Annotated in this window: 8 protein-coding genes; all 8 read left to right on the forward strand. The window is 64.9% G+C overall.

Features of this window, described 5'->3' with window-relative positions:
* The first annotated feature begins 17 nt into the window (after positions 1–17).
* The gene (locus tag ACREP4_RS03850) at positions 18–8,036 is read left to right on the forward strand and encodes an ESPR-type extended signal peptide-containing protein (protein ID WP_431594894.1); all 8,019 of its coding nucleotides are present in this window, start codon (positions 18–20) and stop codon (positions 8,034–8,036) included.
* Between the two features lie 155 nt (positions 8,037–8,191).
* Positions 8,192–10,063, forward strand: a complete 1,872-nt coding sequence (locus ACREP4_RS03855) for a S8 family serine peptidase (protein WP_431594895.1) — start codon at positions 8,192–8,194, stop codon at positions 10,061–10,063.
* A gap of 390 nt (positions 10,064–10,453) precedes the next feature.
* On the forward strand, positions 10,454–12,151 hold the full coding sequence (gene gspE / locus ACREP4_RS03860; protein ID WP_431595308.1) for a type II secretion system ATPase GspE: 1,698 nt from the start codon (positions 10,454–10,456) through the stop codon (positions 12,149–12,151).
* Between the two features lie 31 nt (positions 12,152–12,182).
* Complete coding sequence (gene xpsF, locus ACREP4_RS03865) at positions 12,183–13,400, forward strand: type II secretion system protein XpsF (RefSeq protein WP_431594896.1); 1,218 nt, start codon at positions 12,183–12,185, stop codon at positions 13,398–13,400.
* Between the two features lie 28 nt (positions 13,401–13,428).
* Positions 13,429–13,857 (forward strand): type II secretion system major pseudopilin GspG, encoded by a 429-nt coding sequence (gene gspG, locus ACREP4_RS03870; protein ID WP_431594897.1) that lies wholly within the window; start codon positions 13,429–13,431, stop codon positions 13,855–13,857.
* A 5-nt stretch (positions 13,858–13,862) separates the two neighbouring features.
* Positions 13,863–14,378, forward strand: coding sequence for a type II secretion system protein XpsH (gene xpsH, locus ACREP4_RS03875; RefSeq protein WP_431594898.1), 516 nt, complete (start codon positions 13,863–13,865; stop codon positions 14,376–14,378).
* Positions 14,375–14,767, forward strand: coding sequence for a type II secretion system protein XpsI (xpsI, locus tag ACREP4_RS03880; RefSeq protein ID WP_431594899.1), 393 nt, complete (start codon positions 14,375–14,377; stop codon positions 14,765–14,767). The genes xpsH and xpsI overlap by 4 nt, the downstream gene beginning before the upstream one ends.
* Positions 14,764–15,408 carry a prepilin-type N-terminal cleavage/methylation domain-containing protein gene (locus ACREP4_RS03885; protein ID WP_431594900.1) on the forward strand — a complete coding sequence of 215 codons (645 nt, stop codon included), beginning with the start codon at positions 14,764–14,766 and terminating at the stop codon, positions 15,406–15,408. Before xpsI ends, ACREP4_RS03885 begins: the two co-directional genes overlap by 4 nt.
* Positions 15,409–15,410: the final 2 nt, after the last annotated feature.

The raw sequence follows: 15,410 nt of genomic DNA on the forward strand, positions 1-15,410 counted from the left end.
TTCATGGAGCAGTGACGATGAATCGGATTTATCGCAAGGTTTGGAACAAGGCATTGGGGCAATTGGTAGTGGCTTCGGAATTAGCCAGTTCCAATTCGCCGGGGAACGTCGTTGACGAGCGCCATGCGCACTCGCACCGGCTGCAGGCCTTGTCGCTGGCAATTGCGTTGGGATTGGGAGGGGGGGCGCTGATACCGCTGGCGCAGGCCCAGTCGCTGGAAGTGGGCGGTTCCGGGCAGTGCGTGGTGCTGGGCAGCACGACCTTGCAGGATTGCGCCATTGCCGGTGATGCACAGGCCAGTGGCGTCAATGCGGTGGCTATTGGCGCATCGACCGTCGCCTCGGGTGATAACAGCGTCGCATTGGGCGCCAATTCGGTGGCGCTGCGCGCGAACACGGTGTCGGTGGGCAGCGTCGGCAACGAACGTCAGATCAGCAATGTCGCCGCCGGTACGCAGGGCACCGACGCGGTGAATGTGGATCAGCTCAATGCCGCCGCCGAAGGTGCGCTGCTGGCAGGGCGTTACTTCAAGGCCAATGGCGCCGCCGATGGCAGCGACGATGCACAGGCCAGCGGAACTGGTGCGACGGCCGCCGGCGTGGGTTCAGTGGCCAGCGGCGCGGAAAGTGTCGCGGTGGGCAGCTACAACGTCGCCGCCGGCGACTACGCCAGCGCGCTGGGTTACGTGAATACCGCCAACGGTGAGAACAGCTCGGCGGTGGGCAATTTCAACCAAGTGGACGGCCAGAACAGCAACGCGTTCGGCTACTCCAACCTGGTGGTCGGCGACAACGCCACCGCCGTGGGCAGCAACAGCATCGCCACCGGTGCCAACAGCCTGGTGGTCGGTGACAGCGCCTTGGCTGATGCCGACAACGCAACCGCCGTTGGTGCATCCAGCGTGGCCAGTGGCGAGGACAGCACCGCGCTGGGCGCAGGTGCCGAAGCATCCGGTGCGCTCTCAACCGCGCAGGGCGCGCAGGCGTATGCGGCCGGGCAGCAGGCGCTGGCCAATGGCTTCCGCGCGGAAGCGACCGGTCGCGGTACGACCGCTGTTGGCAGCTACAGCGTTGCGTCCGGTGATCTGTCCTCGGCCGTGGGTTACGGCGCCGAGGCGACGGGCGATTACGGCGTAGCGATGGGCCTTGGCGCAGCGGCGGCAGGCACCAGCACTACGGCGGTCGGCGAATCGGCTATCGCATCGGGTGAGGAATCCACCGCGGTCGGCGGCACCACCTTTGGCGGCTTCATCAGCACCCAGGCAACGGGCACCGGCGCGTCCGCGTTCGGCAACGGCGCATGGGCGGTGGCAGACGAAACCACGGCCATTGGCTTCAACAGCTGGGCCGATGCGGAGAGCAGCGTTGCACTCGGCGCAAATGCGGTTGCCGAAGCGGCCAACAGCATCGCCATCGGCGCCAATTCCTGGGCTGATCGTGAGAACACCGTTTCCGTTGGCGATGTTGGTACAGAGCGCCAGATCACCAACGTGGCGGCCGGCACCGAAGCCACGGATGCAGTCAACAAGTCGCAGCTCGACGACGTTGCTGCAGTGGCGGAAACCACCAGCAAGTACTTCAAAGCCAGCGGCAGCGCTGACAGTGATGCTGGCGCGTATGTCGAAGGTGATAACGCCACCGCTTCCGGCGAAGCGACCAATGCCATCGGCAACGGTGCTTCTGCGTTCGGCAGTGGTGCAAATGCGGTCGCAGATGGCGCAACGGCAGTCGGCATGAATGCGCTCGCTGCCGGCCAGAACGCAGCGGCGTTCGGTCAAAACGCACAGGCCATCGGCCCGGGTGCCGTCGCGGTCGGCGGCAATGCGGTCGATGAAAACGGTGATCCGTTGATCAACGTCGGCGGTATCCCGGTGGAAACCGGTGCGACCTCGGCCGGCGTTGGCGGCACTGCACTCGGTGCCAGCGCCAACGCGGACGGCTTCGCCGCAACCGCAACCGGTGTTGGCGCGCAGGCCAGTGGTGATCAATCCACCGCGAACGGTGCGGTCGCCAATGCACTGGGCGATTACAGCACTGCCACCGGCTCGCAGAGCTTGGCCGAAGGCGCTGGCACCACGGCAGTCGGCTTCAACGCCGCCGCGTATGAAGACGGCAACGTGGCAGTCGGTCGCAATGCCTCCGCATTGGGTGAAGGCAGCCTGGCGATTGGTGACGGTGCCGAGACGGGCTTTGGCCTCTTCGGCATCGGTTCGACCAACGCCGTCGCGATCGGCAGCGCCAGCTGGGCGTTTGGTGACGATTCCACTGCGGTCGGCGCCAATGCCTGGGCAGTGGGTCAGCAGACCACTGCGCTGGGCATGGGCGCTGAAGCCAGCGGCACCAACTCGGTTGCACTGGGCGCAGGCTCGATCGCTGATCGCGACAACAGCGTGTCGGTCGGCAGTGAAGGCGCAGAGCGGCAAATCACCAACGTGGCCGCCGGTACGGAAGGCACCGATGCAGTCAACAAGTCGCAGCTCGACGATGTGGCTGCAGTGGCCGAAGAAGGCCAGCAAGTGGCCAAGTACTTCAAGGCCACCGGCAGCGATGACAGTGATGCTGGCGCGTATGTCGAAGGCGATAACGCCACCGCTTCCGGTGAAGCGACCAATGCCATCGGCAACGGTGCATCGGCCTTCGGCAGCGGTGCAAACGCAGTCGCTGATGGCGCAACGGCAGTCGGCATGAATGCCCTGGCTGCCGGCCAGAACGCTGCGGCGTTCGGTCAAAATGCACAGGCCATCGGCCCGGGTGCGGTCGCCGTTGGCGGCAATGCCGTGAATGAAAACGGTGATCCGTTGATCAACGTCGGCGGTATCCCGGTGGAAACCGGTGCGACCTCGGCCGGCGTTGGTGGCACTGCACTCGGTGCCAGCGCCAACGCGGACGGCTTCGCCGCAACCGCAACCGGTGTTGGCGCGCAGGCCAGCGGTGATCAATCCACCGCCAACGGCGCAGTCGCCAATGCACTGGGCGATTACAGCACCGCCACCGGCTCGCAGAGCCTGGCCGAAGGCGCTGGCACCACGGCGGTCGGCTTCAACGCCGCCGCGTATGAAGACGGCAACGTCGCAGTGGGCCGCAATGCCTCCGCATTGGGTGAAGGCAGTCTGGCGATTGGTGACGGTGCCGAGACCGGTTTTGGCCTCTTCGGCATCGGTTCGACCAACGCGGTGGCGATTGGTAGCGGAAGCTGGGCGTTTGGTGATGACTCCACTGCGGTCGGCGCCAATGCCTGGGCAGTGGGTCAGCAGACCACCGCCATCGGTATGGGCGCTGAAGCAAGCGGCACCAACTCGGTTGCACTGGGCGCAGGCTCGGTCGCTGATCGCGACAACAGCGTGTCGGTTGGCAGTGAAGGCGCAGAGCGGCAAATCACCAATGTGGCTGCTGGTACGGAAGCCACCGATGCAGTCAACAAATCGCAGCTCGACGATGTGGCTGCAGCGGCCGAAGAAGGCCAACAGGTTGCCAAGTACTTCAAGGCCACCGGCAGCGATGACAGTGATGCTGGCGCGTATGTCGAAGGCGATAACGCCACCGCTTCCGGTGAAGCGACCAATGCCATCGGCAACGGTGCTTCGGCGTTCGGCAGTGGTGCAAATGCGGTCGCAGATGGCGCAACCGCCGTCGGCATGAATGCGCTCGCTGCGGGCCAGAACGCTGCCGCGTTCGGTCAAAACGCACAAGCCATCGGCCCGGGTGCAGTAGCCGTCGGCGGCAATGCGGTCGATGAAAATGGTGATCCGTTGATCAACGTCGGCGGCGTCCCGGTGGAAACCGGTGCGACCTCGGCCGGCGTTGGTGGCACCGCGCTTGGTGCCAGCGCCAATGCGGACGGCTTTGCCGCAACCGCAACCGGCGTCGGCGCGCAGGCCAGTGGTGATCAATCCACCGCCAATGGCGCAGTCGCCAACGCACTGGGCGATTACAGCACCGCGACGGGTTCGCAGAGCTTGGCGGAAGGTGCGGGCACCACGGCGGTCGGCTTCAACGCCGCCGCGTATGAAGACGGCAACGTCGCAGTGGGTCGCAATGCCTCCGCATTGGGTGAAGGCAGCCTGGCGATTGGTGACGGTGCCGAGACCGGCTTTGGCCTCTTCGGCATCGGTTCGACCAACGCGGTGGCGATTGGTAGCGGAAGTTGGGCGTTTGGTGATGATTCCACTGCGGTCGGCGCGAATGCCTGGGCAGTGGGTCAGCAGACCACTGCGCTGGGCATGGGCGCTGAAGCAAGCGGCACCAACTCGGTTGCACTGGGCGCAGGCTCGGTTGCTGATCGCGACAACAGCGTGTCGGTCGGCAGTGAAGGTGCAGAGCGGCAAATCACCAATGTGGCTGCTGGTACGGAAGCCACCGATGCGGTGAACAAGTCGCAGCTCGACGATGTGGCGGCAGTGGCGGAAGAAGGCCAGCAGGTTGCCAAGTACTTCAAAGCCAGCGGCAGCGCTGACAGTGATGCTGGCGCGTATGTCGAAGGCGATAACGCCACCGCTTCCGGCGAGGCGACCAATGCCATCGGCAACGGTGCATCGGCCTTCGGCAGCGGCGCAAACGCAGTCGCTGATGGCGCAACGGCGGTCGGTATGAACGCGCTCGCTGCGGGCCAGAACGCAGCGGCGTTCGGTCAGAACGCGCAAGCCATCGGCCCGGGCGCAGTCGCGGTCGGCGGCAATGCAGTCGATGAAAACGGTGATCCGTTGATCAACGTCGGCGGTATCCCGGTGGAAACCGGTGCGACCTCGGCGGGCGTTGGTGGCACCGCACTCGGTGCAAGCGCCAACGCGGACGGCTTTGCCGCAACCGCAACCGGCGTCGGCGCGCAGGCCAGTGGTGATCAATCCACCGCCAACGGCGCAGTCGCCAATGCATTGGGCGATTACAGCACCGCGACCGGCTCGCAGAGCTTGGCGGAAGGTGCGGGCACCACGGCGGTCGGCTTCAACGCTGCGGCGTATGAAGACGGCAACGTCGCAGTGGGTCGCAATGCCTCCGCATTGGGTGAAGGTAGCCTGGCGATTGGTGACGGTGCCGAGACCGGCTTTGGCCTCTTCGGCATCGGTTCGACCAACGCCGTCGCGATTGGTAGCGGAAGTTGGGCGTTTGGTGATGATTCCACTGCGATCGGCGCCAATGCCTGGGCAGTGGGTCAGCAGACCACCGCTATCGGTATGGGCGCTGAAGCCAGCGGCACCAACTCGGTCGCACTGGGCGCAGGCTCGGTTGCTGATCGCGACAACAGCGTGTCGGTCGGTAGCGAAGGTGCCGAACGCCAGATCACCAACGTGGCGGCGGGCACCGAAGCCACCGATGCAGTCAACAAGTCGCAGCTCGACGACGTTGCTGCAGTGGCGGAAGAGGGCCAACAGGTTGCCAAGTACTTCAAGGCCACCGGCAGCGCTGACAGTGATGCTGGCGCGTATGTCGAAGGCGATAACGCCACCGCTTCCGGTGAAGCGACCAATGCCATCGGCAACGGTGCTTCGGCGTTCGGCAGTGGTGCAAATGCGGTCGCAGATGGCGCAACGGCAGTCGGCATGAATGCGCTCGCTGCCGGCCAGAACGCAGCGGCGTTCGGTCAGAACGCGCAAGCCATCGGCCCGGGCGCAGTCGCGGTCGGCGGCAATGCAGTCGATGAAAACGGTGATCCGTTGATCAACGTCGGCGGTATCCCGGTGGAAACCGGCGCGACCTCGGCCGGCGTTGGTGGCACTGCACTCGGTGCCAGCGCCAACGCGGACGGCTTCGCCGCAACCGCAACCGGCGTCGGCGCGCAGGCCAGCGGTGATCAATCCACCGCCAACGGCGCAGTCGCCAACGCGCTGGGTGATTACAGCACCGCGACCGGTTCGCAGAGCTTGGCCGAAGGCGCTGGCACCACAGCGGTCGGCTTCAACGCAGCCGCGTATGAAGACGGCAACGTCGCAGTGGGCCGCAATGCCTCCGCATTGGGTGCAGGCAGCCTGGCGATTGGTGACGGTGCCGAGACCGGCTTTGGTCTCTTCGGTATCGGATCGACCAACGCGGTAGCGATTGGTAGCGGAAGCTGGGCGTTTGGTGATGATTCCACTGCAGTGGGTGCGAATTCGATTGCCTTCGGTCAGCAGTCGACAGCGATCGGTATGGGTGCCGAAGCCGGTAACACCAATTCGGTGGCACTCGGCGCAGGCTCGGTCGCTGATCGCGACAACAGCGTCTCAGTCGGCAGTGAAGGCGCAGAGCGTCAAATCACCAACGTTGCCGCCGGTACGGAAGGCACCGACGCGGTGAACAAGAGCCAGTTGGACGCTGTGGCGGATCTGGCCGGAGAAACCAACAAGTACTTCCAGGCCAGCGGTGACGGCGTGGCCAACGCAAGTGGCAGTAACAGCATGGCGGCCGGTTCTGGCGCTGTGGCCAGTGCCACGCGCAGCACTGCACTGGGCACGGACAGCCTGGCCAATGCCAACGGGGCGACGGCGGTGGGTGCCGATGCCTCGGCGCGTGCGACCAACAGCACCGCGTTGGGCAGGCAGACCTCGATCACTGCTGTCAATGGCGTGGCGATTGGTTACGGCGCGTTTGCCAGTAATGGCATCAACGGCGTGGCTATCGGCTCCGGTGCCGGCGTGTCCGGTGCCAACTCGGTGGCGCTGGGTGCAGGCTCGCGTGCCACCGAAGCCAATGTGGTGTCGGTGGGTGCAGGGGTTGGCGGTACCGGCCCGGCCACGCGCCGCATCATCAACGTGGCCAATGGCCGCGTGGCCGAAGGCAGCAGCGATGCAGTCACCGGCGGTCAACTGCATGTCACCAATACGCGGGTGGGCGCGGTGGAAACGCGGGTCAACGACATCGACGGCCGCATCGGCGAAGTGGAAGGCGTGACCGCCAACGCGGTGACCTACGACGACGCCAGCCGCAGCACGTTGACGTTGTCCGGCTTGCAGGGCACCACGCTGGACAACGTGGCCGCCGGCAGCATTTCCTCCGGCAGCATGCAGGCGATCAACGGTGGGCAGTTGTTCCAGTCGCTGGGCAATATGGCCAGCTTCCTGGGCGGCGGTGCAGGCATCGGCATGCAGGGCGTGTTTGTCGCACCGACCTATGTGATCCAGGGCAGCAGCTACAACAACGTGGGTGCTGCGTTGAACGCGCTCGACCAGCAGGTCAGTTCGATCAATACCCGCATTGCCGGTAATGGAAACGGCAACGGCAACGGCAACGGGCACGGAAACGGAAACGGCAATGGAAACGGCAATGGAAACGGCAATGGACCGCGTACGCCGGACACGCCGACACCCGCGACCACAAGCACCGGCGGCACCGTGTTGGGTAGCCAGGCTGCAGCCAATCACACCAGCGGTACCGCAGTGGGCGCCAACGGCTATGCGCATGGCCCCAACGACACTGCACTGGGCAGCAACTCCCGCGTCGATGCCGACGGCAGCACCGCAGTAGGTGCCAACACCCACATCACCGCAGCGGCAACCAATGCGCTGGCGGCGGGCGAGGGCGCATCGGTCACGGCGGCGTCGGGTACGGCGCTGGGCCAGGGTGCCAGTGTCACCGCACAAGGCGCGGTGGCGTTGGGCCAGGGTTCGGTCGCTGACCGTGCCAACACGGTGTCGGTGGGCAGCAGCGGCAGCGAGCGTCAGGTCACCAATGTCGCGGCCGGCACACAGGCAACCGATGCGGTCAACAAGGCTCAGTTGGATCAAGGCGTCGCCTCGGCCAACAGCTATACCGACAGCAAGATGAGCAGCCTGACCGACAGCTTCAGTGGTCTGCGCAATGACATGGACAACCGCCTGCGTAATGTCGATCGTCGTATCGACCGGCAAGGCGCCATGAACGCTGCAATGTTGAACATGGCCACCAGCGCCGCCGGCGTGCGCACCCAGAACCGGGTCGGCGTGGGCGTGGGCTTCCAGAGTGGTGAGTCGGCGCTGTCGCTGGGTTACCAGCGGGCGATCAGTGACCGCGCGACGGTCACCCTGGGCGGCGCGTTCAGCAGTGATGACAGTTCGGTGGGTATCGGCGCCGGTTTCGGCTGGTAACCACGGCAAGGTTTTGCCCCCGTCCGCTGCGGCGGGGGCATCCAGGTTCGTGACCACCGGCGGCGTCATCCCCCGATGCGGCCGGTGCGAGCCAGGACGGCAAGGCAATGCAGCAATGGAGTTCCATCCCTGTTTCACCAGACGAGAGATCGAACATGAAGAAGAAGACCAAGCTTGGAGTGGCAGTCGCAGGTGTCGTGCTGATGGCTTCAATCGGTGTTCCCATGGCGACCGCCGCAGGGGCAACCAACATGCCCACGCGACCGCTCAGTGCCGCGCCTGCTGCAGGCGATGGCGGCTACCGTTTCGTCGTGAAGTACCGTGCTGGCTCCAGCGAGTTGCGTGACGCAGCTGCGGCCAACCGGGGCATCGGCGCTGCCGTGTCGCGTGCCGGTCTGAACCGTGCGACGCCGGCAATGGGCCGCTCCGCTGCGCGTCCTGCTGCCAGCGCCGCGTTGCTGCGCCGCATGGGCAGCCCGGGCTGGGCGGTGGTCAAGAGCTCGCGTGCGCTCAACGCCGCCGAGTCGGCCCAGTTCATCCGTGAGATGAAGGCCAACCCGGCCGTGGAAAGCGTGGAGGTCGACCGTCTGTATCACCACATGGGTACTGAGAACCCGAGCTTCACGCCGAATGATCCGCAGACCTCGGCGCAGTGGAATTTCTACAACGCGCTCAGCGGCGTCAACGCAACCGCTGCGTGGGATATCTCGCAGGGTGAAGGCGTGGTGGTGGCGGTGATCGACACCGGCATCACGCAGGGCAACCCGGACCTGCAGACCGCGGTCATTCCTGGCTACGACATGATCAGCGACAAGCGCGTGTCGCGCCGTGCTACCGACGACCGCGTTGCCGGTGGCTGGGATGTTGGCGATTGGGTGGAGAAGGACTACTGCACCGGCTGGGCAAGTGCCAACCCGCATGATGCTGATACCAGCTCGTGGCACGGCAGCCATGTCTCGGGCACCATCGCCCAGGACACCAACAACGGGCTCAACCTCGCCGGCCTGGCGTTCAAGGCCAAGGTGATGCCGGTGCGCGTGCTGGGTTCCTGTGGCGGCTTCGGCAGTGATATTTCCGACGGCATCATCTGGGCCTCGGGCGGCACCGTGCCGGGCCTGCCTGCAAATCCCAATCCGGCTGAAGTGATCAACATGAGCCTGGGCAGTGGCGGGCCGGCAACCTGTCCGACCATCTATCAGGACGCCATCAACGGCGCCATCGGCCGTGGCAGCATCATCGTGGTGGCGGCCGGCAACAGCAACGGCAATGCCGGCAGTTACACGATGTCCTCGTGCAACAACGTCATCTCGGTAGGCGCTACCGGCTTCAACGGCGGCAAGGCCTACTACTCCAACTACGGCCCCCGTGTTGACCTGTCCGCACCGGGCGGCAATGCCGAACAGAACAACAACGGCTGGATCTGGCAGGTGACCAACAAGGGCCAGCAGGGGCCGACCGGTGAATGGGGACCGACCGGCATGGTCGGCACATCCATGGCCTCGCCACATGTGGCCGCTGCCGCGGCCATGGTGCAGAGCGTGGTCGACACGCCGCTGACCTGGGTGCAGATGCGTGACTTGCTGGTCTCGACCGTCAAGCCGTTTGGGGTGACCATCCCGGCCGCTACGCCGCTTGGTGCGGGCATCCTCGACATCAAGGCGGCGCTGGACAAGGCCACCACGCCGCCCTGCGATCCGAACGTGGACGACTGCGGTCCGGTTGCTACGGCGCTGGTCAACAAGGTGGCGGTCAACGGTCTGGCCGGCAACAGCGGCAGCGAAGTGCTGTACAGCTTCGAAGCCGAAGCCGGCAAGGTGCTGACCTTCATGACCTACGGCGGCACCGGTAATGTGTCGTTGTACGTCAGTCACGACGCGGAGCCGACCACCGCCGCGTCCGACGCACGTTCCACCCGCGCCGGCAACAGTGAAACGGTGCGCTTCACCGCACCGGCGGCCGGCACCTACTACGTCAAGCTGGTCGGCGCCGCATCGTATGCCGGCGTGAGTCTGGTTGCCCGTCAGTAAGCAAGCGTCTTGCAGCAACAAGGAACCCCGGCCATGCCGGGGTTCTTTGTTTGCAGCGACCGCACTGAGATGCCACGCGACACGCCAACATAGGCCGGGATGTAATCCCAGCGGCGGACCCCACTGGCGAAATCGCAGGAATCGCCCGTTGCTGCATCACCGCCTGCAGATGCTGGAAAGCACTGTGCCTGCCGCGTCGTACCCTTGTGCGATGTCCCGTACCTGCACAGAAATAACGTAATCCAGCTGACGTTCGCCACTGCGCCACAAGACAGAACGTGATGACAGAATATCTGCCCGCCGTTCCGCCCGAATGGTGGGGCTGAACTGCTAAAGTCCCGACACTTACAGGAGGATTGCGTGAACGCGGCAGCCCACCACGCCCAACGTGTGCCCACGCCTGCCGACAACGTTGTCGCCGAGCTGCTGGCGCAAGGCCGCCTCAAAGAGGCCGATCTGCAGCGTGCACGGCAATTGCACCAGGAATCCGCCGGCGATCTGTTGGTGCTGCTGGCCCGGCTGGGCCTGGTGTCCGAACGCGATCACGCCGAAGCCTGCGCCAAGGTGCTGGAACTGCGCGTGCTCTCCGCGCGCGAGTTGCCCGAGCAACCGCCAGAGCTGGTGGACGGCGCGGATCCGGTGCCGCTGCGTTTTCTCAAACAGTTTCTGGTGCTGCCGCTGGGTGAACAGCACGGCCGCATCCGCTTGTGGATGGCCGACCCGCAGGATGCTTACGCGCGCGACGCCATTGCCTTGGCCACCGGTTGCGAAGTGGCGCCGGTGATTGGCCTGCGCAGTGAAATAGATGAAGTGATCGAGCGTTGGCACGGCCAGGGCCGCAGCGCGATGGGCACCATTCTGGAATCGGCCGACGGTGAAGCCGCACCGCTGGATGACATCGAACATCTGCGTGACCTGGCGTCCGAAGCACCGGTCATCCGCCTGGTGAACCTGCTGATTCAACGTGCGGTGGAATTGCGTGCGTCGGATATCCACATCGAGCCCTTTGAGAATCGACTCAAGGTGCGGTATCGCGTCGATGGTGTATTGATTGATGGCGAAAGCCCGCCAGTGAATCTCACCGCGGCGGTGATCAGCCGCATCAAGATCATGGGCAAACTCAACATCGCCGAACGTCGCCTGCCGCAGGACGGCCGCATCATGCTGCGCGTGCAGGGCAAGGAGTTGGATCTGCGCGTCAGCACCATGCCCACCGCGCACGGTGAGAGCGTGGTGATGCGCCTGCTCGACCGCGAGGCGGTGGTGTTCGACTTCCAGCGGCTGGGTTTCTCCGAAGATTTCCTGCCGCAGTTCCGCAAGGTGCTGACCCAGCCGCACGGCATTCTGCTGGTCACCGGCCCGACCGGTTCGGGCAAGACCACCACGCTGTACACCGCACTCAGCCAGCTCAATACCGACAGGGTGAAGATCATCACCGTCGAAGATCCGGTTGAGTATCAGCTGGAGGGCATCAACCAGATCCAGGCCAAGCCGCAGATCGGGCTGGACTTCGCCAATGCGCTGCGCAGCATCGTGCGACAGGATCCGGACATCATCATGATCGGCGAAATGCGCGACCTGGAAACCGCGCGCATCGCGATCCAGTCCGCGCTCACCGGCCACCTGGTGTTGTCCACGCTGCATACCAACAACGCCGCCGGCGGCATTACCCGTTTGCTGGACATGGGCGTGGAGGATTACCTGCTCACTTCCACCATCAACGGCATCCTCGCCCAGCGTCTGGTGCGTAAGTTGGAGCCGACGCATGCGCAGCGCTATCCGGCGTCGGCCGAAGAAATCGAACGCTTCAACCTGCGCCGTTACCAGCCGCAAGGCGACATCCATCTGTATCGGCCACAGCCTTCCGCCATTGCGCCCACCGGTTACAAGGGGCGCACCACCATCGTTGAATTCCTGGTGATGAATGACGAACTGCGTAACGCAGTGATGCGCAAGGCGGGCATGGGCGAGATCGAACAACTGGCGCGTGCCGCCGGCATGCGCAGCATGTACGAGGATGGCATCGTCAAGGCGTTGCGCGGTGAAACCACGCTGGAAGAAGTGCTGCGCGTCACGGAGGATGCATGACCAAACGCCTGCACCGGGAGCCGCCGCGCTGATGCCGCTGTACCGTTACAAGGCACTCGATGCCCATGGCGAAATGCTGGACGGGCAGATGGATGCGGCCAATGACGCCGAGGTCATCGCGCGTCTGCAGGAGCAGGGCCATCTGCCGGTGGAAACCAAACTCGCCACCGGTTCCGCACTGGAAGGGGCGAGCTGGAAGCAATGGCGGCAACGGCCATTCTCTGGTGCCGCGCTGGTGCAGTTCACCCAGCAACTGGCGACCTTGCTCGGCGCGGGTCAACCGCTGGATCGTGCGCTTTCCATTTTGCTGGACACGCCGGAAGACGCGCGCTCGCGCCGGGTGATTGGCGATATCCGCGATGCCGTGCGTGGCGGTGCGCCGCTATCGCAGGCGCTGGAACGTCAACACGGGCTGTTCTCGCGGCTGTACGTCAACATGGTGCGCGCCGGTGAAGCCGGCGGCAGCCTGCATGAGACCCTGCAGCGGCTGGCCGACTATCTGGAACGCAGCCAGGAGCTGAAAGCGCGGGTCATCAATGCCTTGATCTACCCGGCCATCCTGCTGCTGGTGGTCGGCGGTGCGCTGCTGTTTCTGCTCGGTTATGTGGTGCCGCAGTTCGCGCAGATGTATGAAAGTCTGGACGTCACCTTGCCGTGGTTCACCAGCGCAGTGCTTGCCGCGGGTTTGTTCGTGCGGCAGTGGTGGCTGGTATTTGTGGTGGTGCCGGCCGTGGCGTTGTTGTGGATTGAACGCAAACGCCGCGATGCGGATTTTCGTCTGGCGTTCGATGGCTGGCTGCTGCGCCGGCCGATGATCGGCGGATTGGTTGCCAAGCTGGAAACCGCACGGCTGACCCGCACGCTGGGCACCTTGCTGCGCAACGGCGTGCCGCTGCTTGCGGGTTTGGGCATCGCCCGCAATGTGCTGGGCAACCGCGCCTTGTCGGCCGATGTCGCCGAAGCGGCAGAGGCAGTGAAGAACGGCGCCGGCTTGGCTGCATCGCTCGCCCGCAACGGCCGCTTTCCACGCCTGGCGCAACAGATGATCCAGGTCGGCGAGGAATCCGGCACGCTGGAAAACATGCTGCTCAAGACCGCCGATACCTTCGAGCAGGAAAGCGCGCGCGCCATCGACCGCATGCTCGCCGCGCTGGTGCCGGTGATCACCCTGGCACTGGCCTCGGTGGTGGGCGTGGTGATCATCGCGGTGCTGGTGCCGCTGTACGACCTGACCAATGCAATCGGCTGAACGTGACATGCAATCAAGGAGGCAACCCATGAAGCGAACCCTGAAACAACCGATCTCACGCGCACGCCAGGCAGGCATGAGCCTGCTGGAAATCATCATCGTCATCGTCCTGATCGGCGCGGTACTCACCTTGGTGGGCAGCCGCGTGCTGGGCGGCGCCGACCGTGGCAAAGCCAATCTCGCCAAGACGCAGATCCAGACACTGGCCGGCAAGGTGGAGAACTTCCAGCTCGACACCGGCCGCTTGCCGGCCAAACTCGATGAGCTGGCGACGCAGCCTGCAGGCAGCAGCGGTTGGCTGGGGCCGTATGCCAAACCGGCCGAGTTCAACGATCCGTGGGGCCATGCCATCGAATACCGTGCGCCCGGTGAAGGACGTCCGTTTGATCTGATCAGCCTGGGCAAGGATGGCCAACCCGGCGGTGACAGTTACAACGCCGACATCCGTTACGAATAAGCCCGATGCCGTCGTCGCTCGCCCTGTTTCGCCGCGTTTCCGTGCGGGCGACCACGTCACCTCGGCGTGGCGTGATGGCGGGCTTGTCGCTGCTGGAAATGATGTTGGTGCTGGCCTTGATCGCCGCCATCTCCTTGTTGGCAGCGGCGGCGTTGAACGGCGGCTTGGAAGGCATGCGCCTGCGCTCGGCGGGCAAGTCGCTGGCTGCCGAATTGCGGCATGCGCGCACCCGCGCGATTGCCACCGGCGTTCCGCAACAGTTTGAGTTGGATGTGCGCACCCACCGCTGGAAAGGCCCGGAAGGGCGACACGGCGAACTGCCGACGGCCTTGTCGTTGCGTTACACCGGCGCGCAGCAGCTGCAGCGCCGCAGCGATGTCGGCGTGGTGCGTTTCTTCGAGGATGGTGCCTCCAGTGGCGGGCGCATCGAGCTGATCGCCAAGCGCGCGGTGTGGCGCATCGACATTGGCTGGATCACCGGCGAAGTGCGTTCCGGCCCGTTGCGTGGTGACGGCGCGTGAAGCATCAGCGCGGTTATTCATTGATTGAAGTGATCGTGGCCTTCGCACTGATGGCGTTGGCGGCGACCTTGTTGCTGGGCAGTTTGTCCGGCGCCGCACGGCAGGTGCGCATCGCTGACGATCAAGGCCGCGCGGCGTTGCATGCCGAATCTCTGCTGGCGACGGTCGGCATGGATGCGCCATTGACGGCGGGCAAGCAGCAGGGCGACTGGGAAAAAGGCCGCTATCGCTGGTCATTGCAGGTGGCGCCGTATGTGGAGCCACGTCAGGCTGGTTCGCGGTTGTGGCAGTTGGACCTGCAGGTGCGCTGGGGCGAAAGCGCCGCGGAGCAACTGCAGTGGCGCACCTTGCGACTGCGCACCGATGCCGCGGCCGGAGCGCAGCCATGATGCGCCCGGCTTCAACCATGCGCGGCTTCACGCTGATTGAAGTGCTGCTGGCGACGGTGTTGCTGGCTGCCGGCATGGCGTTGGCGTTCGCCATCGTGCGTTCGACGCTGGCGATCAGTACGCGCGGCGAAGCCATCGCCAGCCACAACGAACGCATGCGCGGGGTGGAAGGTTTCCTGCGTCGTCGCCTGGCCTCGGCGATGCCGTTGCCGATGGAAACCGACAGGGTCAGCGGCACTGCCACGGTGTTCGCTGGCGATGCGCAACGCATGCGTTTCATCGCTGATGTTCCCGATTATCTGGGCCGTGGCGGTCCCTACGTCCACACGTTGGAAGTCAGCGGCCAAGGCGAGACGCAGCAACTGAAGATCGGCTTGACCTTGCTGCAGGCCGGGCAGCAGATACCGGAGAATCCACCGCGCGGCATGGAGCTGCTGGCCGACGATCTCAAACAAGTGCGTCTGCGCTATCGCGGCATCGACCCGGCCAGCAACCAGCTCACTGATTGGCAGCCACAGTGGCAGGTGCCCGGGCGCATGCCGCGCTGGGTGTCCATCGAAGTGATGCCGGCCACCGGCGCTGCGTGGCCGCCGTTGCTGGTGGCATTGCCGCAGCAGGGCGTGGCGGGGAGTTGGCAATGAAC

It is taken from the genome of Stenotrophomonas sp. (genome assembly GCF_050737575.1).
Lineage (GTDB): Bacteria > Pseudomonadota > Gammaproteobacteria > Xanthomonadales > Xanthomonadaceae > Stenotrophomonas.

Coding starts and splice junctions, on each gene's coding strand:
- ACREP4_RS03855 (WP_431594895.1), top strand. CDS start 8,192: ATGAAGAAGAAGACCAAGCTTGGAGTGGCAGTCGCAGGTGTCGTGCTG.
- xpsF (WP_431594896.1), top strand. CDS start 12,183: ATGCCGCTGTACCGTTACAAGGCACTCGATGCCCATGGCGAAATGCTG.
- xpsH (WP_431594898.1), top strand. CDS start 13,863: ATGCCGTCGTCGCTCGCCCTGTTTCGCCGCGTTTCCGTGCGGGCGACC.
- ACREP4_RS03885 (WP_431594900.1), top strand. CDS start 14,764: ATGATGCGCCCGGCTTCAACCATGCGCGGCTTCACGCTGATTGAAGTG.
- gspG (WP_431594897.1), top strand. CDS start 13,429: ATGAAGCGAACCCTGAAACAACCGATCTCACGCGCACGCCAGGCAGGC.
- ACREP4_RS03850 (WP_431594894.1), top strand. CDS start 18: ATGAATCGGATTTATCGCAAGGTTTGGAACAAGGCATTGGGGCAATTG.